The 23,682-nt window shown below is 46.1% G+C and carries 19 protein-coding genes and 5 tRNA genes; 23 read left to right on the top strand and 1 reads right to left on the bottom strand.

The features are described 5' to 3' along the window. Positions 1 to 101: 101 nt before the first annotated feature. From relA to rpoS, 12 genes are all read left to right on the top strand, one after another. Positions 102 to 2,321, top strand: a complete 2,220-nt coding sequence (gene relA, locus MHO32_RS19670; RefSeq protein WP_005449804.1) for a GTP diphosphokinase — start codon at positions 102 to 104, stop codon at positions 2,319 to 2,321. Between the two features lie 213 nt (positions 2,322 to 2,534). Next, entirely contained in the window at positions 2,535 to 3,332 is a 798-nt protein-coding gene (gene mazG, locus MHO32_RS19665; protein WP_239213565.1) for a nucleoside triphosphate pyrophosphohydrolase, read from the top strand. Between the two features lie 151 nt (positions 3,333 to 3,483). Further along, positions 3,484 to 5,124 carry a CTP synthase gene (locus tag MHO32_RS19660; protein ID WP_005449808.1) on the top strand — a complete coding sequence of 547 codons (1,641 nt, stop codon included), beginning with the start codon at positions 3,484 to 3,486 and terminating at the stop codon, positions 5,122 to 5,124. Positions 5,125 to 5,201: 77 nt separating this feature from the next. Next, positions 5,202 to 6,503: a phosphopyruvate hydratase gene (gene eno, locus MHO32_RS19655; protein ID WP_005425372.1), complete on the top strand. Its 1,302-nt coding sequence runs from the start codon at positions 5,202 to 5,204 to the stop codon at positions 6,501 to 6,503. A gap of 778 nt (positions 6,504 to 7,281) precedes the next feature. Then, entirely contained in the window at positions 7,282 to 7,563 is a 282-nt protein-coding gene (gene ftsB / locus MHO32_RS19650) for a cell division protein FtsB (protein WP_005452106.1), read from the top strand. Between the two features lies 1 nt (position 7,564). After that, positions 7,565 to 8,275, top strand: a complete 711-nt coding sequence (ispD, locus tag MHO32_RS19645; RefSeq protein ID WP_038899663.1) for a 2-C-methyl-D-erythritol 4-phosphate cytidylyltransferase — start codon at positions 7,565 to 7,567, stop codon at positions 8,273 to 8,275. A gap of 14 nt (positions 8,276 to 8,289) precedes the next feature. Further along, a complete protein-coding gene (gene ispF / locus MHO32_RS19640) occupies positions 8,290 to 8,766 on the top strand; it encodes a 2-C-methyl-D-erythritol 2,4-cyclodiphosphate synthase (protein WP_009698769.1) in 477 nt (158 codons plus the stop codon). Between the two features lie 45 nt (positions 8,767 to 8,811). Further along, complete coding sequence (truD, locus tag MHO32_RS19635; protein WP_038899661.1) at positions 8,812 to 9,855, top strand: tRNA pseudouridine(13) synthase TruD; 1,044 nt, start codon at positions 8,812 to 8,814, stop codon at positions 9,853 to 9,855. After that, complete coding sequence (gene surE / locus MHO32_RS19630) at positions 9,855 to 10,631, top strand: 5'/3'-nucleotidase SurE (RefSeq protein WP_239213553.1); 777 nt, start codon at positions 9,855 to 9,857, stop codon at positions 10,629 to 10,631. The genes truD and surE overlap by 1 nt, the downstream gene beginning before the upstream one ends. Next, positions 10,631 to 11,257: a protein-L-isoaspartate(D-aspartate) O-methyltransferase gene (locus MHO32_RS19625; protein ID WP_005452113.1), complete on the top strand. Its 627-nt coding sequence runs from the start codon at positions 10,631 to 10,633 to the stop codon at positions 11,255 to 11,257. Before surE ends, MHO32_RS19625 begins: the two co-directional genes overlap by 1 nt. Positions 11,258 to 11,271: 14 nt before the next feature. Continuing rightward, positions 11,272 to 12,195 carry a peptidoglycan DD-metalloendopeptidase family protein gene (locus MHO32_RS19620; RefSeq protein WP_009698767.1) on the top strand — a complete coding sequence of 308 codons (924 nt, stop codon included), beginning with the start codon at positions 11,272 to 11,274 and terminating at the stop codon, positions 12,193 to 12,195. Between the two features lie 80 nt (positions 12,196 to 12,275). Beyond that, on the top strand, positions 12,276 to 13,259 hold the full coding sequence (gene rpoS / locus MHO32_RS19615; RefSeq protein WP_005452115.1) for an RNA polymerase sigma factor RpoS: 984 nt from the start codon (positions 12,276 to 12,278) through the stop codon (positions 13,257 to 13,259). 93 nt (positions 13,260 to 13,352) lie between these two features. Here rpoS and mutS read toward each other — a convergent pair whose 3' ends face one another. Next, the gene (mutS, locus tag MHO32_RS19610) at positions 13,353 to 15,914 is read right to left on the bottom strand and encodes a DNA mismatch repair protein MutS (RefSeq protein WP_239213551.1); all 2,562 of its coding nucleotides are present in this window, start codon (positions 15,912 to 15,914) and stop codon (positions 13,353 to 13,355) included. A gap of 85 nt (positions 15,915 to 15,999) precedes the next feature. On the opposite strand from mutS, the gene pncC reads away from it, so the two are divergent. From pncC to MHO32_RS19555, 11 genes are all read left to right on the top strand, one after another. Further along, complete coding sequence (pncC, locus tag MHO32_RS19605) at positions 16,000 to 16,482, top strand: nicotinamide-nucleotide amidase (protein ID WP_101904481.1); 483 nt, start codon at positions 16,000 to 16,002, stop codon at positions 16,480 to 16,482. A 201-nt stretch (positions 16,483 to 16,683) separates the two neighbouring features. Further along, on the top strand, positions 16,684 to 17,727 hold the full coding sequence (recA, locus tag MHO32_RS19600) for a recombinase RecA (protein WP_005436413.1): 1,044 nt from the start codon (positions 16,684 to 16,686) through the stop codon (positions 17,725 to 17,727). A gap of 206 nt (positions 17,728 to 17,933) precedes the next feature. After that, entirely contained in the window at positions 17,934 to 18,401 is a 468-nt protein-coding gene (gene recX / locus MHO32_RS19595; RefSeq protein ID WP_005452120.1) for a recombination regulator RecX, read from the top strand. Positions 18,402 to 18,543: 142 nt separating this feature from the next. Beyond that, a complete protein-coding gene (alaS, locus tag MHO32_RS19590) occupies positions 18,544 to 21,126 on the top strand; it encodes an alanine--tRNA ligase (protein ID WP_005452121.1) in 2,583 nt (860 codons plus the stop codon). 202 nt (positions 21,127 to 21,328) lie between these two features. Then, positions 21,329 to 22,516, top strand: a complete 1,188-nt coding sequence (locus MHO32_RS19585) for an aspartate kinase (RefSeq protein ID WP_239213541.1) — start codon at positions 21,329 to 21,331, stop codon at positions 22,514 to 22,516. 92 nt (positions 22,517 to 22,608) lie between these two features. Next, positions 22,609 to 22,806 carry a carbon storage regulator CsrA gene (csrA, locus tag MHO32_RS19580; protein ID WP_004415691.1) on the top strand — a complete coding sequence of 66 codons (198 nt, stop codon included), beginning with the start codon at positions 22,609 to 22,611 and terminating at the stop codon, positions 22,804 to 22,806. 243 nt (positions 22,807 to 23,049) lie between these two features. Beyond that, a tRNA-Ser gene (locus MHO32_RS19575) sits at positions 23,050 to 23,141 on the top strand. 31 nt (positions 23,142 to 23,172) lie between these two features. Next, positions 23,173 to 23,249 (top strand) — tRNA-Arg (locus MHO32_RS19570). A 29-nt stretch (positions 23,250 to 23,278) separates the two neighbouring features. After that, positions 23,279 to 23,370, top strand: a tRNA-Ser gene (locus MHO32_RS19565). Positions 23,371 to 23,455: 85 nt separating this feature from the next. Next, positions 23,456 to 23,532, top strand: a tRNA-Arg gene (locus tag MHO32_RS19560). A gap of 56 nt (positions 23,533 to 23,588) precedes the next feature. Then, positions 23,589 to 23,665, top strand: a tRNA-Arg gene (locus MHO32_RS19555). Positions 23,666 to 23,682 lie beyond the last annotated feature (17 nt).

Here is a 23,682-nt window from a genome sequence, read left to right as displayed (position 1 = left end):
ACGTGGTGGGGGGTCAATAAGCCAACGCTTAAAGCTTGGCGAAAGAACTAACCTGGATGGTGTTAGTCAAACCACACAAATATAATAATTAGGATGATGAGATGGTTGCGGTAAGAAGCGCGCATTTAAACCAAGATGAACAGTTTGAACTTGAAAACTGGGTGGCTAGCCTAGGTCAAGAGAAGAACACAGCGAAACGCTTAACCGAAGTGTATCGTGACTGCCAATCTGTGTTGGCGGATAACGAACAGGCGGAGCTTTTGTTGTGGCGTGGACGAGAGATGATCGAAATCTTGATCACCTTGTCGATGGACAAAGCGACACTTGTCGCGGCGCAACTGTTCCCTTTGGTCTCAAGCGGTGCTTTTGATAGAGAGCTCCTTGAGGAAAAATACAGCAAAGAAATCATTAAGCTGATCGATGGTGTCGACGAAATGGCGGCAATTGGTCAACTAAATGTAACAATGGATGGTGGTGCTGCCTCGTCTCAAGTAGATAACGTTCGTCGCATGCTGTTGGCAATGGTGGATGATTTCCGCTGCGTGGTCATCAAGCTGGCGGAACGTATCTGCAACCTGATTGAAGTAAAAAAAGCGCCGGACGAAGTTCGTCGTGCTGCGGCAAAAGAGTGTGCAAACATCTATGCGCCTCTGGCAAACCGCCTTGGTATTGGTCAGTTGAAGTGGGAAATCGAAGATTACGCCTTCCGCTACCAACAACCAGAAACCTACAAGCAAATCGCGAAGCAATTGGCTGAGCGTCGTATTGTCCGTGAACAATACATCAAAGACTTTGTCGACGACCTTACCCAAGAAATGACCGTATGCGGCATCAACGCAGAAGTCAGTGGTCGTCCAAAGCACATCTACAGTATCTGGCGCAAAATGCAGAAGAAGAGTCTGGCGTTTGATGAATTATTTGACGTACGAGCAGTACGTATCATCGCTGACAAACTTCAAGACTGTTATGCCGCTCTAGGTGTGGTTCACACCAAATACAAACACCTACCAAGCGAGTTCGACGATTACGTAGCGAACCCGAAACCAAACGGCTACCAGTCTATCCATACCGTGATTCTTGGTCCTGAAGGCAAGACCATTGAGATCCAGATTCGTACTAAAGAGATGCACGAAGATTCTGAGCTAGGTGTTGCTGCGCACTGGAAATACAAAGAAGGTGCAAGCAGCCGCAGCGGTTACGATGAGAAGATAACATGGCTACGTAAGCTACTCGATTGGCAAGAAGAGATGTCTGACTCTGGCGAGATGTTGGACGAGCTACGTAGTCAGGTATTTGATGACCGCGTGTATGCCTTTACCCCACGTGGCGATGTTGTCGACCTACCAATGGGCGCAACACCGCTCGATTTCGCTTACCACATTCACTCCGAAGTGGGTCACCGTTGTATCGGCGCTAAAGTTGCGGGTCGTATTGTACCGTTCACCCATAAACTGCAAATGGGTGATCAGGTTGAAATCATCACCCAGAAAGAACCAAACCCTTCACGTGACTGGTTGAACCCGACTCTGGGCTTTGTGACGTCGAGCCGAGCACGTGCGAAAATCAACGCATGGTTCCGCAAACAAAGTCGTGAGAAGAACCTAGAAGCGGGTCGTGAAATCCTAGAGCACGAATTGGCGAAAATCGGCGCGACACTGAAAGACGCAGATCACTACGCACTAAAACGCTTTAACGTTAATAGCGCCGATGAATTGTATGTTGGTATTGGTAGTGGTGACTTGCGCATTAACCAGATCATCAACCACATCAACGCGTTAGTGAACAAGCCAACCGCGGAAGAGGAAGACCAGCAAGCGCTGGAAAAACTGCAAGAAGCAGAAAATCGCGCGCCAGCGCAAAGCCGTCCGAAGAAAGATGCGGTTGTGGTAGAAGGTGTCGATAACTTAATGACGCACCTAGCGCGCTGTTGTCAGCCGATCCCAGGTGATGAGATCTCAGGTTACATCACTCAAGGTCGTGGTATTTCGGTGCACCGTAGTGACTGTGAGCAACTAGAAGAACTTCGTCATCACGCACCAGAACGTATCATTGATACCGTCTGGGGGAGCGGCTTTGTCGGCTCTTACATCTTGACGGTTCGTGTTGAAGCGATGGAGCGTGGTGGTCTACTAAAAGACATCACAACGCTATTTGCGAACGAGAAAATCAAAGTCACCAGCATGAAGAGTCGCGTCGATTACCGCACGCAAATGTCGATCATGGACTTTGACCTTGAAGTGACCAACCTTGAGGTGTTCTCACGCGTTTCGAAACGTGTTGAGCAGATCAAGGATGTAATGTCGGTGAAACGCTTAGGCTAACTTTCACGTCGTACTTGTCACTTTTACTGCGTTAACTGCGTTTTCTTGCTCCATCACATAGGCGAGCTATGCTCAGGAGTCGCGAAAACTTGTTGCCTTGTCAAAGTAACAATTACTTAGTGAAAGCCGCTGAGAAAATAAAATAATCTAGAAGGTGAGTGGTTTTGGCTGCTCACCTTTTTCTTTAGATAGAAAGGTTTAAAGGAACAGAAAATGAGTCATCCAATTGAACAGTTAGAACAAATCATGGCGAAGTTGCGTGACCCAGAAAGCGGTTGCCCTTGGGACTTAAAGCAGACCTTCGACACCATTGTTCCTCACACTATTGAAGAAACCTACGAAGTGGTGGATGCGATTCAAAACCGCGATTGGTCGAACTTGCAAGAAGAGTTGGGGGACTTATTGTTCCAAGTGATTTTCTACAGCCAAATGGCGAAAGAGCAGGGATTGTTCGAGTTTTCTGATGTGGTGGAAACCGTTAACGAGAAGCTGACGCGTCGTCACCCGCATGTTTTTTCAGAAGTAGAATTCGATTCTGAAGAAGCGATTAACGCCAACTGGGAAGCGGAAAAAGCCAAAGAGAAAGCACAATTAGGCAAAGCTGAAGAAAGTATCCTAGACTCAATACCAAACTCTCTACCTGCGCTTTCGCGTGCTACAAAGATCCAGAAAAAGTGCGCAAAATTCGGCTTTGATTGGGACTCGCTTGGTCCCGTTGTCGGAAAAGTGCAGGAAGAAATTGAAGAGGTAATGGAAGAAGTGCTTCAAAGTACTCCGGATGAGGAGAAAGTTGAACTCGAATTAGGCGATCTTTTATTTGCTACCGTGAACCTGTCTCGTCACCTAGGGAAAGACCCTGAAGTGGCACTGGCAAAAGCCAACTTAAAGTTCTCGAAACGCTTTAAAGGCGTGGAAACTAAAGTTGCAGCGCACGGTAAACAGCTGACAGACTTTACTCTAGATGAACTCGATTCCATGTGGGATGAAGTGAAACGAGAAGAGCGAAGCTGAAATTGCATGAATACTCGACTTTGATTTGAAGCAAAAAATAAAAAATTACGGTGTGATAGATTTCACGTTGTGGCGGTTAGGAGCTTCTGGTATATTTACGTCCCGTCCAGAAGCACTCCATTTCCCTCATTCAACCAATTTCAGGTTAAACATGACGACAAATTACATTTTTGTTACTGGCGGGGTTGTATCCTCTCTAGGTAAAGGTATTGCAGCAGCATCTCTTGCAGCTATTCTAGAAGCTCGTGGTCTTAAAGTGACTATGATGAAGCTTGACCCTTACATCAACGTTGATCCAGGCACAATGAGCCCAACTCAACACGGTGAAGTGTTCGTTACGGAAGATGGCGCAGAGACTGACCTTGACCTTGGTCACTACGAGCGTTTCATCCGCACCAAGATGACTAAGCGTAACAACTTCACTGCTGGTCGTGTTTATGCAGACGTACTACGTAAAGAACGTCGCGGCGATTACCTAGGTGCAACCATTCAGGTTATCCCTCACATCACTAACGCTATCAAAGACCGCGTAATCGCAGGTTCTGAAGGCCATGATGTTGCTATCGTTGAAGTCGGTGGTACGGTAGGTGATATCGAATCACTACCATTTATGGAAGCTATCCGTCAGCTTGCTGTAGAACTAGGTCGTGAGCGCGCAATGTTCATGCACCTAACGCTAGTTCCTTACCTAGCCGCTGCTGGTGAAGTGAAAACTAAGCCAACTCAGCACTCTGTTAAAGAGCTGCTATCTATCGGTATCCAACCAGATATTCTTGTTTGCCGCTCTGATCGTATGATCCCAGCGAACGAGCGTAAGAAAATTGCGCTATTCTGTAACGTTCCTGAGAAAGCGGTAATCTCAATGAAGGACGTAGATTCAATCTACAAGATCCCTCAACTTGTTAAGTCTCAAGGTCTAGATGACCTAGTTTGTGCTCGCTTTGGTATCAACGCACCAGAAGCTGACCTGTCTGAATGGGAACAGGTTATCTATGAAGAAGCGAACCCAACTGGCGAAGTAACTATCGGTATGGTCGGTAAATACATCGAACTACCAGATGCTTACAAGTCAGTAAACGAAGCACTTAAACACGCAGGCTTGAAAAACCGTCTAAACGTCACAATTAAATACGTAGACTCTCAAGATGTTGAGACGAAAGGCGTAGAAGTACTTGAAGGTCTAGATGCAATCCTAGTACCTGGCGGCTTCGGTGACCGTGGTATCGAAGGTAAGATTCGCGCAGCACAATACGCTCGTGAAAACAAAGTACCTTACCTAGGTATCTGTCTAGGCATGCAAGTAGCACTGATCGAATACGCGCGCAACGTAGCGGGTATGGAAGGTGCACATTCAACAGAATTTAACAAAGACACTAAGTACCCTGTGGTAGGTTTGATCACTGAATGGGTAGACGGCGAAGGTAAAGTTGAAGAACGTACTGAAACGTCTGACCTAGGTGGTACGATGCGTCTTGGTTCACAGCTATGTCACCTAGAGAAAGGGACGAAAGCTCGTGAACTATACGGTAGCGCGACAGTTCACGAACGTCACCGTCACCGTTACGAAGTAAACAACGTTCTTCGTCCGCAAATCGAAAAAGCAGGTCTGAAAGTATCTGGTCTATCAGCGGACAAGAAACTAGTGGAAATGATTGAGAACCCAGCTCACCCATGGTTTGTAGCGGCTCAATTCCACCCAGAATTCACCTCGACTCCTCGCGATGGTCACCCACTATTCGCAGGTTTCGTTAAAGCTGCTGGTCAAAACGCTCGCGGCGAATTCGAGAAGTAAAAGGATACGGGCGGCGGCGAAGGTTGTGCTGCTGCCCTTTAAAATTGACATTTATATTTGAACGAGAGGAAACATTAATGTCTAAGATCGTTAAAGTTCTAGGTCGTGAAATCATCGACTCACGTGGTAACCCAACTGTAGAAGCTGAAGTACACCTAGAAGGCGGTTTCGTAGGTATGGCGGCAGCTCCATCTGGCGCATCTACTGGTTCTCGCGAAGCTCTTGAGCTACGTGACGGTGACAAAGCACGTTTCCTAGGTAAAGGTGTTCTTAAAGCTGTTGAAGCTGTAAACGGCGCAATCGCTGAAGCTCTAGTTGGCAAAGACGCTAAAGACCAAGCTGCAATCGACGCAGTAATGATCGAACTAGACGGCACTGAAAACAAATCTAAGTTCGGTGCGAACGCTATCCTAGCTGTTTCTCTAGCAAACGCTAAAGCTGCTGCAGCGGCTAAAGGCATGCCTCTATACGAGCACATCGCTGAGCTAAACGGTACAGCTGGTCAGTTCTCTATGCCTCTACCAATGATGAACATCATCAACGGTGGTGAGCACGCAGACAACAACGTTGACATCCAAGAGTTCATGATCCAACCAGTTGGTGCTAAGACTCTTAAAGAAGGTCTACGTATCGGTGCTGAAGTATTCCACAACCTAGCTAAAGTTCTTAAGTCTAAAGGCTACAGCACTGCAGTTGGTGACGAAGGTGGTTTCGCTCCAAACCTTAAGTCTAACGCTGAAGCTCTAGAAGTTATCGCAGAAGCTGTTGCAGCTGCTGGTTACGAACTAGGTAAAGACGTTACTCTAGCTATGGACTGTGCAGCATCTGAGTTCTTCGACAAAGAAGCTGGCATCTACAACATGAAAGGCGAAGGTAAAACTTTCACTTCTGAAGAGTTCAACCACTACCTAGCTGAGCTAGCTAACCAATTCCCAATCGTTTCTATCGAAGACGGTCTAGACGAGTCTGATTGGGCTGGCTTCAAGCACCAAACTGAACTACTAGGTGACAAGCTTCAACTAGTAGGTGACGACCTATTCGTTACTAACACTAAGATCCTTGCTGAAGGTATCGAGAAAGGCGTAGCTAACTCTATCCTTATCAAGTTCAACCAAATTGGTTCTCTAACTGAGACTCTAGCTGCAATCAAGATGGCTAAAGACGCAGGTTACACAGCAGTAATCTCTCACCGTTCTGGCGAAACTGAAGATGCAACTATCGCTGACCTAGCGGTAGGTACAGCTGCAGGTCAAATCAAGACTGGTTCTATGAGCCGTTCTGACCGTGTTGCTAAGTACAACCAACTAATCCGTATCGAGGAAGCTCTAGGTGAGCGCGCTCCTTTCAACGGTCTTAAAGAAGTTAAAGGTCAAGCTTAATTCTTAACTGAATTAACAGCTTAACCTAAAGCTTTTGAAAACGCCTCGCACTTGCGGGGCGTTTTTTATATGGTGGAAGCTCTAAGTGAGCGCGCTCCTCCATGTTTCAAGGAAGCGGTCTCAAAGAAGTTAAAGGTCAAGCTTAATTCTTAACTGAGTTAACTGCTTAACTTAAAGCTTTTGAAAACGCCTCGCACTTTCGGGGTGTTTTTTTTATATGGCGGAAGCTCTAAGTGAGCGCGCTCCTCCATATTTCAAGGAAGCGGTCTCAAAGAAGTTAAAGGTCAAGCTTAATTCTTAACTGAGTTAACTGTTTAACTTAAAGCTTTTGAAAACGCCTCGCACTTTCGGGGTGTTTTTTTATATGGCGGAAGCTCTAAGTGAGCGCGCTCCTCCATGTTTCAAGGAAGCGGTCTCAAAGAAGTTAAAGGTCAAGCTTAATTCTTAACTGAATTAACCGCTTAGCTTAAAGCTTTTAAAACACCCTGCCTTGGCGGGGTGTTTTTGTATCTGAGATATGAGAACGGGCTTCGCCCTTCGAGAGCACTTCACTTGGATACATGAGAACAGGCTTTGCTTTTGGATGTCTTTCGCTTGCGTTGATTTGTCATTCCCAAGAACGACGAAGGAGAGAGTAGGGAATCTCTTTGTTTCATTTTGCTGCTTTTTTCCTGTAAGGAGCGTGTGAGTCTCTTTTTCTACCCTAGAGCCAACCACGCATTTATGCTATATATGTCACATTATCTAATCCCTTCCGGTACAGAATGTTAGCAACGATATGCGAATCTTTGTTATAGCCCTTACGTTACTGTTTGGCTGGCTTCAATATACCCTCTGGTTTGGCAAAAACGGGGTGTCTGACTACTACACAGTAGAAGATGAAATTGAAGTGCAGCAGCAAGTAAACAGCAAGCTGCAAGCTCGTAATAACGAGATGTTCGCTGAGATTGATGACTTACGACAAGGTCTTGATGCAATCGAAGAACGTGCACGTCATGAACTTGGTTTGGTTAAAGATGGCGAAACCTTCTACCGAATTGTCGATGAGGAAGAGCATTAATATGTTGGATACTAACACTCCAACCCATATTGCTATCGTGCCAGCCGCAGGTGTTGGCAGCCGCATGAAGGCAGATCGCCCAAAACAATACCTGTTGATTGACGGCAAAGCGGTACTGGAACATACCGTAGAGAAACTGCTTTCTCACCCAAAAATTTCTAAGGTTGTCGTGGCTATTACCGACGGCGACCCATACTACCCTGAACTCTCCATTGCTCAGCACCCTGATGTGATTCGTGTGGCTGGTGGTAAAGAAAGGGCAGACTCTGTGTTATCAGGGCTAAACTATGTAAGTACACATCTGGAAAGCGAGTGGGTATTAGTCCACGACGCTGCAAGACCGTGTGTATTAACATCCGACATTGACCATTTGATCGACGTTTGTAGCGCGCACCCAACGGGTGGCATCCTCGCATCTCCAGTGAGAGACACAATGAAGCGAGCAAACGCAGCACAAGATATTGATCATACGGTAGATAGAGAAGCATTGTGGCATGCATTAACTCCACAAATGTTTAAAACTCAGCAGCTTACTCAAGCACTGACTGACGCATTAGAACAAGGTGCAACCATCACTGATGAAGCCTCGGCTTTGGAATGGTTAGGTGAAAAGCCGGCACTTGTTCAAGGGAATGCGAATAATATAAAAATTACTCAGCCAGAAGATCTTGCGTTAGCCGAGTTTTATCTAAGCCGTGAGCGCGGCGAATAAAGAAAGGATAGAAAATGATTCGAATTGGTCATGGTTTCGACGTACATAAATTCGGTGGTGAAGGTCCGGTAATCATTGGTGGTGTAGCGATCCCTTACGAACAAGGTTTGATTGCACACTCTGACGGTGATGTAGCGCTGCATGCGTTAACGGATGCCCTGCTTGGCGCTATTGCTGCAGGCGATATTGGTCGTCACTTCCCTGATACGGACGAAAAATGGAAAGGTGCAGACAGTCGTGAACTACTGAAAGACGTTTATCGCCGAGTCAAAGAGCAAGGCTACCGTCTTGGTAATGCCGATGTCACTATCATGGCACAAGCGCCGAAGATGGCACCGCACATTGACGCAATGTGTGCTGCTATTGCCGAAGACCTTGAAACCGACATTAGCAACATTAACGTAAAAGCAACGACGACAGAACGTCTTGGTTTTACTGGACGCAAAGAAGGCATTGCAACGGAAGCAGTTGTACTTCTGTTTAAGCAATAATTAGCAATTTGCTCCTCTAAGCTGTGATATCAGCGGAAATACATCATGTCAGACATTTTATCTTCATTGGCTTACCTAACAGGTAAGCCAGTTGCATCTGCAAAAATCAAAGCGCAGCCAGAGCACTTTCAGGTTCGCGAAGATTTAGGTTTTGCCTTTACGGGTGAAGGCGAGCATTTAATGGTTCGTATCCGTAAAACAGGTGAGAACACCAGTTTCGTTGCTAACGAACTAGCAAAAGCCTGTGGTGTTAAGTCGAAAGACGTTAGCTGGGCGGGTCTTAAAGACCGTCATGCTGTGACTGAACAGTGGCTAAGTGTGCATTTACCAAAAGGTGAAACGCCAGATTTTTCAGCATTTTTGGCGCAATACCCGAGCATCGAGATCCTAGCAACGGATCGTCACAATAAAAAACTGCGCCCTGGTGACTTAGTAGGGAACGAGTTCGTGGTTACTTTGTCTGAAGTGACAGATATAGCGGATGTTGAACAACGTCTTGAAAAAGTGAAACAAGTGGGTGTACCAAACTACTTTGGTAGTCAGCGTTTTGGTAACGATGGCAACAACCTTGAAGAAGCACGTCGATGGGGACGCGAGAACGTTCGTACTCGCAATCAAAACAAACGCAGCATGTATCTGTCAGCGGCTCGTTCGTGGATCTTCAACCGCATTGTTTCAGCTCGCCTAGAGAATGGTGTATTTGACAAGTTCATCGACGGTGATGTTGCGCAGACAGCTTCTGGCACTCAGTTAGTTGATGCAAGCAACATCGCCGAGTTACAAGCACAATTTGCTCAAGGCGAAGTGGCGATCACCGCGGCAATGGCGGGCGATAACGCACTACCAACTCAAGCGGATGCGCTAACCTTAGAACAACCGTTCTTAGATGAAGAACCAGATTTGATGGCACTGATTCGCGGTAACCGTATGCGTCACGACCGCCGCGATATCGCACTCAAGCCACAAGACCTAGCTTGGACGGTCGATGGTAATAACATCACGATGACATTCTCGCTGGATGCGGGTTCATTTGCGACCTCAATCGTGCGTGAGCTGGTCATCGAAGAAAAGGTAGAAAGAGAATATTAATGGAAATGGATTCACACAACGCGAAGCCATTAAGAATACTGCTCAGCAATGATGATGGTGTTCATGCTCAAGGAATTCATGCGCTTGCTGATGAGCTGAGAAGCATTGCCGAAGTAACGATTGTCGCACCAGACAGAAACCGCTCTGGTGCATCTAACTCATTGACGCTGGAGCAACCGCTGCGTGTCACCGAGATTGCGTCAAAGACATTCTCTGTGCAAGGTACGCCAACAGACTGTGTACACTTTGCGCTGAATGAGTTGATGAAAGATGATTTGCCAGATCTTGTGTTGTCAGGCATCAATCATGGCGCAAATCTAGGTGATGACGTTTTGTACTCCGGCACGGTGGCAGCTGCTATGGAAGGACACTTCCTTGGCGTGCAGGCGATTGCTTTCTCTCTAGTCGGTAAACAACATTTTGAATCTGCTGCTAAAATTGCTCGCCAGTTGGTTGAGCAGCATCTGATTCGCCCAATCCCAACTAACCGTCTATTGAATGTAAACGTTCCTGATCTTCCGTTTGAAGAACTTGGTGAGATAGAAGTGACTCGCTTGGGTGCGCGTCATCACGCTGAGAATATGATTAAGCAGAAAGATCCACGCGGACATGATATTTATTGGCTTGGTCCTCCGGGTAAAGAGCAAGATGCTGGCATCGGTACGGACTTTTATGCCATTGAACATGGTTTTGTTTCAATCACGCCGCTGCAAGTCGATCTCACCGCTCATGAGTCGCTGCGCGCAATGGACAGTTGGTTAAAGGAAGAGAGTTAATGAGTAACCCACATGCTGACAGGTTGATAGCGTTTCTTATCTCCAGTGGCATCAGTGATCAACGTGTGTTGGATGCGATTTATCGACTACCGCGTGAGAGCTTTGTCTCACAAGCAATGATGCACCAAGCGTACGACAACAATGCGCTGCCGATTGGTCAGGGACAAACTATTTCTCAGCCTTATATCGTTGCAAAAATGACAGAGCTGCTTGATCTAAAATCGGACAGTAATGTTTTAGAAATCGGCACGGGCTCGGGTTACCAAACTGCAGTGCTTGCGCAAATTGTCGATCATGTCTATTCCGTTGAACGCATTAAGTCTTTGCAATGGGATGCTAAGCGTCGTCTGAAACAACTGGATATTTATAACGTCTCTACCAAACATGGAGATGGTTGGCTTGGATGGGAAGCGAAAGGTCCATTCGATGCGATTATTGTCACTGCGGCAGCGGAAAGTGTTCCCCAAGCACTTCTATCCCAGCTGAAAGAGGGCGGTAAGATGATCATTCCTGTTGGTGAAGATGAACAACAACTATTAAAAATTGAACGTCAGGGTGAACAATATCTGTCGACCGTGGTAGAAATGGTAAGATTTGTGCCATTAGTTGCAGGTGATTTAGCTTAAGGGTTAAAGACTAGGTGAAGAAGTTATTACGTCGTTTTGGTATTAGCTGTTTATTGGCTGCGGGACTGGTTGGTTGCGCGGCTCATTCACCTGCACCTGTTTCAAGCCTAAATAAAGATTACTCGACGGTTGAGCGTGGTAGTTATAGAGGGAGTTATTACGAAGTAAAGAAAGGTGATACCCTTTATTTTATTGCCTACGTCACAGATAAGGATGTAAATGATCTTGTTCGTTACAATGAATTGTCTGCGCCTTACACGATTTTCCCGGGGCAGAAGTTAAAACTTTGGGCTCCGAAATATGTTGCGCCTAAATATGGTCATAAAGTGGAACCCGTTGTTGCTCCTGTAGTTGCGGCGAAACCTGTTCCAGTGACTAAAACATCAACAGCGTCAAAGCCGTCAAATTCAAGTAAAAGCTCTACTCAAAAACCTAAACCGACTAAGACTCAAGTTGCACAAAAACAGCCTCCAAAGAAGGTTGAACAATCCAAACCAAAGGAGTATGTTGGGTCAAAAGGTAATCAGAATGTTAAACCGAAACCGCCAGTAACTACCGCGAAAAACGATAAAGTATCGAAGTGGTTATGGCCAACAAAAGGGAGAGTAATCAAGAACTTCTCAGCGGGAGAACAAGGAAATAAAGGCATAGACATCGCAGGACAGCGTGGTCAGCCAATCGTTTCAACCGCAGCCGGCACAGTCGTGTACTCAGGTAATGCGCTACGAGGTTATGGCAACCTAATTATAGTGAAGCATAACGACAATTATTTAAGCGCATACGCACACAATGACAGATTGCTGGTCTCAGAAGGACAAAGTGTTAAGAGCGGACAAAAAATAGCGACCATGGGTAGTTCTGGTTCTAAATCCGTCAAACTTCACTTTGAAATTCGCTATCAAGGTAAATCAGTGAATCCAAAGCGCTATTTACCGTAGAACTTTGAATAACAACTTGCGACATCATTTAGCGACATATTGAGTTGTCATGTCTTGCTAACTCGCCAGGGGGAGGCGTTATGAGTATCAGCAACACAGTAACCAAAGTTGAAGAGTTCGAATATGATAATGCACAATCGGAAGGCATTTCTAACGGACTTGAAAAACCATCTAACGGAACCAAAACAGCAGCACGCGAAGAGTTTGATGCGAGCAGCAAGAGCCTAGACGCGACTCAGCTTTACCTAGGTGAAATTGGTTTCTCACCTCTACTTACTGCAGAAGAAGAAGTACTTTATGCACGACGTGCACTGCGTGGCGATGAAGCCGCTCGCAAACGCATGATCGAAAGTAACTTGCGTCTTGTAGTGAAGATCTCTCGCAGATACAGCAATCGTGGTCTTGCGCTTCTTGATCTTATTGAAGAAGGTAACCTAGGTTTGATCCGTGCGGTCGAGAAGTTTGATCCAGAACGAGGCTTCCGTTTCTCAACTTACGCGACGTGGTGGATTCGCCAAACGATCGAACGTGCGTTGATGAACCAAACTCGTACAATCCGTCTGCCAATTCATGTGGTTAAAGAGCTGAACATTTATCTGCGTACAGCGCGTGAACTTTCTCAGAAGCTCGACCATGAACCAACAGCAGAAGAGATTGCTGCACAGTTAGATATCCCAGTAGAAGACGTAAGCAAAATGCTTCGCCTTAACGAGCGTATTAGCTCTGTCGATACTCCAATCGGTGGTGACGGCGAGAAAGCGTTACTGGATATTATTCCTGATGCAAACAACTCGGATCCTGAAGTTTCCACTCAAGACGATGACATCAAATCTTCATTGATCCATTGGCTAGAAGAGCTGAATCCAAAACAGAAAGAAGTGCTGGCACGTCGTTTTGGTCTGCTTGGTTATGAGCCATCAACGCTTGAAGAAGTGGGACGTGAAATTGGTTTAACACGCGAACGTGTTCGCCAGATCCAAGTGGAAGGCTTACGTCGACTACGCGAGATCTTGATTAAACAAGGTCTGAACATGGAAAACTTGTTCAACGTAGAAGACGACTAAACGTAGGCAGCGATAGAGGCTAGATCAGAATAAACAAAAGGCTATGGGTGACCATAGCCTTTTTGCGTTTTACTATACCAGTTAGCCCAAGAACTAGAGCATCTTCTTCAAGCGGTATAGCTCTTCCAGTGCCTGACGTGGCGTTAAATCATCAGGATCGATATTCGACAATGCTTGTTCAACATCACTAGGTTCAGGGATCAGGCTGAGTTGGTTTGCCACATCAACGGTACTCGGACGAGGTGAGTCATTACCTTGACCTAATTGTTCAAGCTGCGACAGTTTGTGACGTGCATTCTTGATGACTGGTTTTGGAACGCCCGCTAAACCAGCAACCGCTAGACCATAAGACTTGCTTGCCGCGCCTTCTTGAACTGCATGCATAAAGGCAATGCTGTCACCGTGTTCTACCGCATCAAGGTGAACGTTAGCGAGATTTGGCAGCAAGTTTGGCAGCTCAGTCAGCTCGAAGTAGTGCGTTGCGAACAGAGTCATTGCCCCAATCTGAGTTGCAAGCCATTCTGCACTTGCCCATGCCAAAGACAGACCATCGTAAGTACTGGTACCGCGACCAATTTCATCCATCAGCACCAAGCTGTTCTTAGTGGCGTTGTGAAGAATGTTGGCTGTTTCAGTCATTTCTACCATGAAGGTTGAACGGCCAGATGCCAAATCATCAGATGCACCGATACGAGTAAAGATGCGGTCTAGAGAGCCAATATGAGCTGATTCTGCAGGAACGTATGAACCAATGTGAGCCATCAAAGCAATCAATGCAGTCTGGCGCATGTAGGTCGATTTACCACCCATGTTTGGACCGGTGATGATCAGCATCTTACGATCTGAGCTCAGTTCAATTGGGTTAGCTATAAATGGTTCGCTTGTTACTTGCTCCACGACAGGATGACGACCCGCTTGAATGCTAATGCCCGCTTCTTTGTCCAATGTTGGGCGACAGTAATCAAGTGAATCTGCACGCTCGGCTAGGTTTTGTAGTACGTCCAACTGAGAGATCGCCGAAGCAAGGTTTTGCATCTTCTCAAGGTTTGGCATCAACAAATCAAATAGCTCTTCCCACAGTTTTTTCTCAACTGCTAGCGCTTTTGATTTTGAATTCAGAACTTTATCTTCGTGCTCTTTCAGCTCTGGAATGATATAGCGTTCTGCATTTTTCAGTGTTTGGCGACGTACATAGTGTGGTGGAACCAAGTGGCTTTGACCACGGCTAACCTGAATGAAGAAACCGTGTACAGCGTTGTAGCCAACTTTTAGGGTGTCGATACCATGACGTTCACGCTCGTCTGCTTCGAGTTTTTCAAGATACTCGGTTGCGCCGTCTGCAAGCTTTCGCCATTCATCAAGTTCCGCATTGTAGCCTTCTGCAATCACGCCTCCCTCGCGAATAACCACTGGCGGGTTTTCTTTGACTGCGCGCTCAAGTAAGTCGCATACCTCATCCATTGGCGCAGCAAATTGAGCCAACTTTTTAAGGTATGGGTGAGCTAGAGAAGAAGTGACTGCTTCCAACTCTGGCAACTGTTGCATCGCATGGCGTAGACGAGCCATATCACGCGGACGTGCTGAGCGCAGCGCCAAACGGGCTAGGATACGCTCGATGTCACCAATTTGTTTGAAAATTGGTTGAATGTCGGTGAACAAGCTCTGATCTTTGAGCTCACCAATTGCATCAAGACGGTTGTTAAGAGTATCGACACAGCGCATTGGTTGATGTAACCAGCGCTTCAGCATACGGCTGCCCATTGGGGTCGCACAGTGATCGAGTACTTCGGCTAGCGTGTTATCGGTCCCACCAGATAGGTTTTGCGTCAACTCTAAGTTGCGACGTGTTGCCGCATCAAGAATGACTGAGTGATCTTGGCGATCAAACGTCAATGAACGAATGTGTGGTAGGGCAGTACGCTGAGTATCTTTTACGTACTGGATCAAACAACCCGCAGCACACAGACCCAGTGAAGCGTGCTCAACCCCAAAGCCTACCAAGTCGCGCGTACCAAATTGTTGGTTCAACTGCTGCTTAGCGGTATCTAGCTCAAATTCCCAGACAGGACGACGACGGTTACCGTTACGGTTCGACATCAGATGTACGGGTTCAAAATCTTCAGGGAAGAGTAATTCACGAGGTGCAGTACGTTGCAGTTCAGCAGCCATTGCTTCTTCGGTTTCAGGCTCAACTAATTGGAAACGACCCGAAGTCACATCCAATGTCGCGTAACCGAACTTACCATTGTGATGGTAAATAGACGCAATCAGGTTGTCGATACGCTCTGACAGCAATGCTTCGTCGGTTACTGTACCTGGTGTAACAATGCGTACTACTTTACGTTCAACTGGACCTTTGCTTGTTGCAGGATCGCCAATCTGTTCACAGATCGCGACAGACTCACCAAGCTGAACAAGTTTGGCTAGATAACCTTCAACGGCGTGGAATGGAACGCCAGCCATCGGGATAGGTTCACCTGCCGATGCACCACGTTTAGTCAACGAAATATCAAGCAATTGAGATGCGCGTTTAGCATCGTCGTAGAAGAGTTCGTAGAAGTCGCCCATGCGGTAAAACAGCAAGATTTCTGGGTTCTCAGCCTTTAGCTTGAGATATTGCTGCATCATCGGAGTGTGTTTTTGTTCAGCTTTCACAGGTAAGTACTTTTGTTTATTTCCGTAGCGGCTTAGGATACGTGAATCCCTATCAAGTAAAAAGAGACAAAGGGCATTTTTGGCTATGGAACGAGCAACAAAATTGAGTGCCGATTTAGGTGCATTATTGGCTAAGCATGGACATGTTTTAACGACGGCAGAATCATGCACGGGTGGCGGTGTTGCAACTGCTATTACTGATATTGCTGGCAGTTCTGCATGGCTTGACCGGGCGTTTGTCACTTACAGTAATGAAGCCAAAATGGAGATGCTTGGTGTACAAGCTTCAACGTTGGAAGCACATGGTGCGGTGAGCGAACCTGTCGTGATTGAAATGGTACAAGGTGCCATTCGTAATTCGAATGCTACTATCGGCGTGTCCATCAGTGGTATTGCTGGACCAGGAGGAGGCAGTGAAGAGAAACCTGTCGGTACGGTCTGTTTTGCCTTCGCTGATAACCAAAACTGGCAGCAAGTGGATATCATGCATTTCACTGGTGACCGTGCTCAAGTTCGCAAAAAAGCGGTCGAACACGCACTGACTCAATTGTATCAACATCTGATTTAGAATTTGTGAAATTGCCTTAGCCCAGATTTGATAAGGGCTAGAGCAAATCATGACTTTAGGCCAGTCAAATTTTTTTCATACAGGTATAGACACTGTATGAATCAACAGTATAATAACTTTCATTGCTGAGCAGTTCTTCTGCTTAAGAAAAATGAATTACTATTCGTCGCCCAAAACAAGATGAATAAATCGGAGAAAGTAATGGACGAGAACAAACAGAAAGCGCTCGCCGCTGCGCTAGGTCAAATTGAAAAGCAATTCGGTAAAGGCTCTATCATGCGCCTTGGTGATAACCGCGCAATGGACGTAGAAACCATCTCAACGGGTTCTCTTTCTCTTGATATCGCTTTGGGTGCTGGTGGTTTACCAATGGGTCGTATCGTAGAAATCTACGGTCCAGAATCTTCAGGTAAAACAACGCTAACTCTTGAGCTTATTGCTGCTGCGCAACGTGAAGGCAAAACTTGTGCGTTTATCGATGCAGAGCACGCGCTAGACCCTGTATACGCGAAGAAACTTGGCGTTGATATCGACGCACTATTGGTTTCTCAGCCTGATACGGGTGAGCAAGCGCTAGAGATCTGTGACGCACTTGCACGTTCTGGTGCTATCGACGTTATGGTTGTCGACTCAGTTGCAGCACTGACACCAAAAGCAGAAATTGAAGGCGAGATGGGTGACAGCCACATGGGTCTTCAAGCACGTATGCTTTCTCAAGCGATGCGTAAGCTAACGGGTAACCTAAAGCAATCTAACTGTATGTGTATCTTCATCAACCAAATCCGTATGAAGATTGGTGTGATGTTCGGTAACCCAGAAACAACGACTGGTGGTAACGCACTTAAGTTCTACGCTTCTGTTCGTCTAGATATCCGTCGTACTGGCGCAATCAAAGAAGGTGACGAAGTAGTAGGTAACGAAACGCGCATCAAAGTTGTTAAGAACAAGATTGCTGCACCGTTTAAAGAAGCAAACACGCAAATCATGTACGGCCAAGGTTTCAACCGTGAAGGTGAGCTGATTGACCTAGGCGTGAAGCACAAGCTAGTTGAAAAAGCAGGTGCATGGTACAGCTACCAAGGCGACAAGATTGGTCAAGGTAAAGCAAACGCTTGTAACTACCTACGCGAAAACCCAGAAATCGGTAAGACTATCGATACTAAACTGCGTGAAATGCTACTTTCACCAGCACTACCTGAAGCACCAGAATCAGGTGAAAAATCAGAGCAAGAAGAAGAGTTTTAATCTTCTTACTGAGTCATATTGAACAAGGCCCTGCTATGCGGGGCTTTGTTGTATCTGCTGAAATAAAAATCGAAAAAACAAAGGCTGGGCTTATATCAATTAGGGTAGGCAAGCGATCAGAACTAGCGTGTTAGTAGGTTAGAGTAAGCGGTTATTTACTACGATTGAGATAAATCCTGTACAGCAAAAATAGTTTTAGGATCACCATGTACCAAAAGCGTCAAGCGCCGACTCTATCTAGCAAAGAAGCGGCTATTCAATTATTGAGCCGTCGAGACCATGGGCAATACGAGTTATACCAAAAGCTGGCTCTAAAAGGCTATGAAGAGGCAGACATAGAATCGGCAATCAATTTTTGTCTCGACCACAACTATTTGGATGACCTGCGCTATGCCAAAAGCCAAGTGCGTCAACATGTTTACAAAGGGCATGGCGAGCGCCGAATTCGTCAAGAATTGAACCAAAAACGTGTAGCAGAATCCATCATCGATATGGCAATGGCAGAAGAGCCACAAGACTGGTTTGAACTGGCAAGAATGGCTGCTGAGAAGAAATTCAAAGGAATAAAAGCCAAAGACCAGAAAGAGTACGCTAAACAAGTGCGATTTCTGCAATATCGTGGCTACAGTTTTGACCAAATTAGCTATGCGCTGAGCTTTGAGGACGAAGATTAACGGTCAGTCGTTCGCACTGTTTTTTGTTTTGCTTCAAATTTTTTCTTCTAATGCCTCTTTTCCGCAAGAAAACTAGTCGTAGCTGATTGCATGATCTACAATACGGCAAAATTCTAACTCGACTATTTTCAGGAAGAGCTGCATGTACATGAGCACTGATGAGGTTCGTAACGCGTTCCTCAAGTTCTTTGAGAGCAAAGGACACCAAATCGTAGAAAGTTCATCGTTAGTTCCACATAACGACCCAACCCTGCTGTTCACAAACGCGGGTATGAACCAATTTAAAGATTGTTTCTTAGGCTTAGAAAAACGAGCCTACACTCGAGCGACTACGGCTCAACGTTGTGTACGTGCTGGTGGTAAACACAACGACCTGGAAAACGTTGGCTTTACAGCTCGTCACCACACTTTCTTTGAAATGCTAGGTAACTTCAGCTTTGGTGACTACTTCAAGGAAGACGCAATTTCTTTCGCATGGGAATTCCTAACAGAAACCCTTAAGCTGCCAGCAGACCGTCTACTTGTAACAGTTTACGAGACAGACGACGAAGCATTCGATATCTGGAACAAAAAAGTAGGCGTTCCAGCAGACCGCATTATTCGCATCGGCGACAAGAAAGGTGGTAAACCATACGAGTCAGATAACTTCTGGCAAATGGGTGACACGGGTCCTTGTGGTCCATGTACTGAAATCTTCTACGATCACGGTGAGCACATCTGGGGTGGCCGTCCTGGCACACCTGAAGAAGATGGTGACCGTTTCATCGAGATCTGGAACAACGTATTCATGCAGTTCAACCGTCACGCAGACGGCACTATGGAACCGCTACCAAAACCATCGGTAGATACTGGTATGGGTATCGAGCGTATCTCTGCAATCATGCAAGGCGTTCACTCAAACTACGAAATCGATGTATTCCAAGCTCTTATCAAAGCTGCTGCTGAAGTGATTGGTTACGAAGATCTATCAAACCAATCGCTACGCGTTATCGCTGACCACATCCGTTCATGTTCATTCCTGATCGTTGATGGCGTTATGCCTTCAAACGAAGGTCGTGGTTACGTTCTACGTCGTATCATCCGTCGTGCAGTTCGTCACGGTAACAAGCTAGGCGCACAAGGTGCATTCTTCCACAAACTGGTTGGTGTACTAGCGGAAATCATGGGTACGGCTGGTGAAGAGCTGAAGCGTCAACAAGCTGTGGTTGAAAAAGTACTGCGTATCGAAGAAGAAAACTTCGGTCGTACACTTGAGCGCGGTATGGCGATTCTAAACGAAGCGCTAGATAACCTAGACGGTAAAGTTCTAGACGGCGAAACCGTATTTAAACTTTACGATACTTACGGCTTCCCAGCTGACTTAACTAACGACGTTGCACGTGAACGTGAGTTTGCAATCGACGAAGAAGGTTTCGAGAAAGCGATGGAAGAGCAGCGTCAACGTGCGCGTGAAGCTGGTAACTTTGGTACTGACTACAACGCAGCAATCAAAGTTGATACGCAAACAGAATTCTGTGGTTACGCAGGCACTAAAGGCTCTAGCTCTGTAGCGGCGATGTTCGTTGAAGGCAACGAAGTAGAATCTCTATCTGCAGGCGACAAAGCAATCATCGTGCTTGGTGAAACACCATTCTACGCAGAGTCAGGCGGTCAGTGTGGTGACGCTGGTGAAATCCGCACTGAGTCTGGTGTATTCCGTGTTGAAGACACTCAAAAACTAGGTAACGCAATCGCACACCACGGTGTAATGGCAGAAGGCGTTCTAGCGAAAGGTGACGAAGTAGCAACTATCGTTGACGCAGAGCGTCGCGCAGCTATTTCTCTAAACCACTCAGCAACGCACTTGCTACACGCAGCACTTCGCCAAGTTCTTGGTGAGCACGTAACGCAGAAAGGCTCTCTAGTGAAAGCTGACAGCCTACGTTTCGACTTCTCACACCTAGAAGCCGTAACGGCAGCAGAGCTGAAAGAAGTAGAGCGTCTAGTCAACGCGCAAATTCGTCGCAACCACACGATTGAAACTAACGTGATGGACATTGAGTCTGCGAAGAAGAAAGGCGCAATGGCACTATTCGGCGAGAAGTACGACGACGAAGTACGCGTACTGTCTATGGGCGACTTCTCTACTGAACTTTGTGGTGGTATCCACGCTTCAAACACAGGTGATATCGGTCTATTCAAGATCACATCTGAAGGTGGTATCGCAGCAGGTATCCGTCGTATCGAAGCGGTAACGGGTGAAGGTGCACTAGATGCAATCGAAGCTCAAGCGGCTAAGTACGAAGAGAAACTGGCTGAATCAGCACAGAAAGCAAAATCTCTAGAGAAAGAAATCCAGAAACTGAAAGACAAGATGGCTGCGGCAGAAAGCGCAAACATCATGGGTAAAGTTCAGGATATCAACGGTACTAAAGTACTGATTGCTGCTCTAGAAGGCGCAGATAACAAGAACCTACGTACTATGGTTGATGACATCAAAAACCAAGTCGGTAGCGGCGTTATCCTTCTTGCAAACGTGAACGATGACAAGATCGGTCTGATTGCAGGTGTAACCAAAGACCTTATCGGCAAAGTGAAAGCGGGTGACCTAGTTAAGATGGTTGCTGAGCAAGTTGGCGGTAAAGGCGGTGGTCGTCCTGACATGGCGCAAGCAGGTGGTACTGATGTTGCAGCGCTACCTGCGGCGATTCAATCTGTACAGCCTTGGCTAGAAGAACGCCTATAAGCTTTTAAAAAATGATTTACGCTCAATCAAGCTTCTTTGATTGGGCGTAATTTTTTTATGGTAACCAAGTGGTTTAATTGACCGTATTTTAACCAGGTCATTTACGCCGCTTGGTTTTTATTGTAACTACCGCTTATATAATTTATCTCAATGGAGTATGAGTGGTCCTAATGAGACTTTGGTCTTGGGAAGGTGAAGACTGGTGAAAAAGCCCCTTATCGTGCAAAAGTTTGGTGGAACCTCTGTGGGTTCAATTGAAAGAATCCACCAGGTAGCTGAACACATCATTAAGGCGAAGAATGATGGTAATCAAGTTGTCGTTGTTGTGTCTGCAATGTCAGGCGAAACAAACCGACTAATGGAACTGGCTAAGCAAGTAGATAGCGTTCCAACTGCTCGAGAACTTGATGTTTTGCTCTCTGCTGGTGAGCAAGTGTCGATGGCACTGCTAGCAATGACTCTGAATAAATTGGGTTACGCTGCACGCTCACTTACCGGAGCACAAGCGAACATTGTGACGGACAATCAACACAATGACGCGACGATTAAACACATTGATACTTCTACGATTCTGGATTTACTTGAACAAGACCAAATCGTGATCGTAGCAGGATTCCAAGGTGTGAATGAAAATGGGGATATCACCACATTAGGTCGAGGTGGCTCAGATACGAGCGCAGTGACACTGGCTGGCGCGTTAAGCGCTGATGAGTGTCAAATCTTTACCGACGTTGATGGTATTTATACTTGTGACCCACGTGTAGTAAAAAACGCTCAAAAGATGGCAGTTATTGATTTTCCTTCGATGGAAGCGATGGCTAGCCGCGGAGCAAAGGTATTACATCTTCCTTCTGTGCAGTATGCGTGGAAGAACAATGTACCGCTACGCGTGCTTTCGACATTTGATTTGAACGAAGGCAGTTTGGTAAAAGGGGAAGTAGGCTCAAAAGCCGTCTCTGGTATAGCTATTCAACGTGACCTTGCCATTATTGAAGTCGACAACGAACATTTGTCTAGCATTACAAAGCAATGTCAGATGTTGGGTATCGACATTTGGAATGTGATCGAGGAAACAGAACGAACAGGTATCATGATAAAACAAGATGCATGTGCCAAGTTGGATCTGGTGTTCAGCGATAAAATCCGTAATAGTGAAGCTGTAAGCCTGTTGACCGCTGTGGGGCTAGAAGCCAATGGAATGGTTGACCATGCCTGTGAATTGTTGGCACAGCAAGATATTGCAATCAATTTCTGTTCAACGAATGCACTCACTATGATGCTAGTCTTACCACCTATGTGTGTGGATGCAGCAGCAAACATTCTTCATGATGCTTACGTTACATCTAGTGAAGCATTGAACATTCAGCAAAAACATGCCTTTTTGGGCTAATTTTCAGTGACAAGGTAGTTTACGAAAATATAACTTTTGTTGGATAATAGCTTTGTAGCAAGAAAATTTAGAGATTACTCAAGGAGCAAAGAATGCTAATTTTGACTCGCCGCGTAGGCGAAACACTTATGATTGGTGATGAAGTGACTGTAACTGTACTAGGTGTTAAAGGTAACCAAGTACGTATCGGCGTTAACGCTCCGAAAGAGGTTTCTGTTCACCGTGAAGAAATCTACATGCGCATTCAAGCTGAAAAAGGCAATGGTAACGTTGCTTCTGGTAACTACTAAGCTGCTCCTGTTTACAGAGCTTAGTTTGAATGAAAAAGGCTAGCCGAAGGGCTAGCCTTTTTAGTTTCTGATTAATGTCATTTTTTAAGAGAAGACTCTCTTTTTTTCATCATAATAGGGTGGTAAAGTTTGTTTAATAGTCACTTTGATTAAATCCGCATCGGTTAAGCGATTTTTGCGTTTTTTTTCAAAGAAAGTGTTTGACATATTTTCGGTAAAACGTAATATGTGCCTCCGCAAGACGGTGAGGTGGCCGAGAGGCTGAAGGCGCTCCCCTGCTAAGGGAGTATACGGTTTATCCCGTATCGAGGGTTCGAATCCCTCCTTCACCGCCATTCTTGCAACGTTGAGAAATCAACAAAAAGTGCGTCCTTAGCTCAGCTGGATAGAGTACCTGGCTACGAACCAGGCGGTCGGAGGTTCGAATCCTCCAGGACGCGCCATATCTCTTTTGAGATATAACAATGAAAACGGTGAGGTGGCCGAGAGGCTGAAGGCGCTCCCCTGCTAAGGGAGTATACGGTTTATCCCGTATCGAGGGTTCGAATCCCTCCTTCACCGCCATTCATTGACTGGCCCAACGGCCTTTTTTTTGTTTCGTAAGAAATGAATGTGATTTACTTCACAACTTCTTAGCAAGAAGATCTGCGCGTCCTTAGCTCAGCTGGATAGAGTACCTGGCTACGAACCAGGCGGTCGGAGGTTCGAATCCTCCAGGACGCGCCACTATTTAATAATTCGTTTGATAAACGGGTTATACAAAGTAAAATAAAGATTACTGCGCGTCCTTAGCTCAGCTGGATAGAGTACCTGGCTACGAACCAGGCGGTCGGAGGTTCGAATCCTCCAGGACGCGCCACTCTTTAGGGTTTCCTT

The sequence above is a fragment of the Vibrio sp. MMH1-50 genome (assembly GCF_022347645.1).
In the GTDB taxonomy this organism is placed as follows: Bacteria; Pseudomonadota; Gammaproteobacteria; order Enterobacterales; family Vibrionaceae; genus Vibrio; species Vibrio harveyi.
The sequence above is the reverse complement of the archived record's forward strand: the minus strand, read 5'-3'. Positions and strand labels throughout refer to the sequence as shown.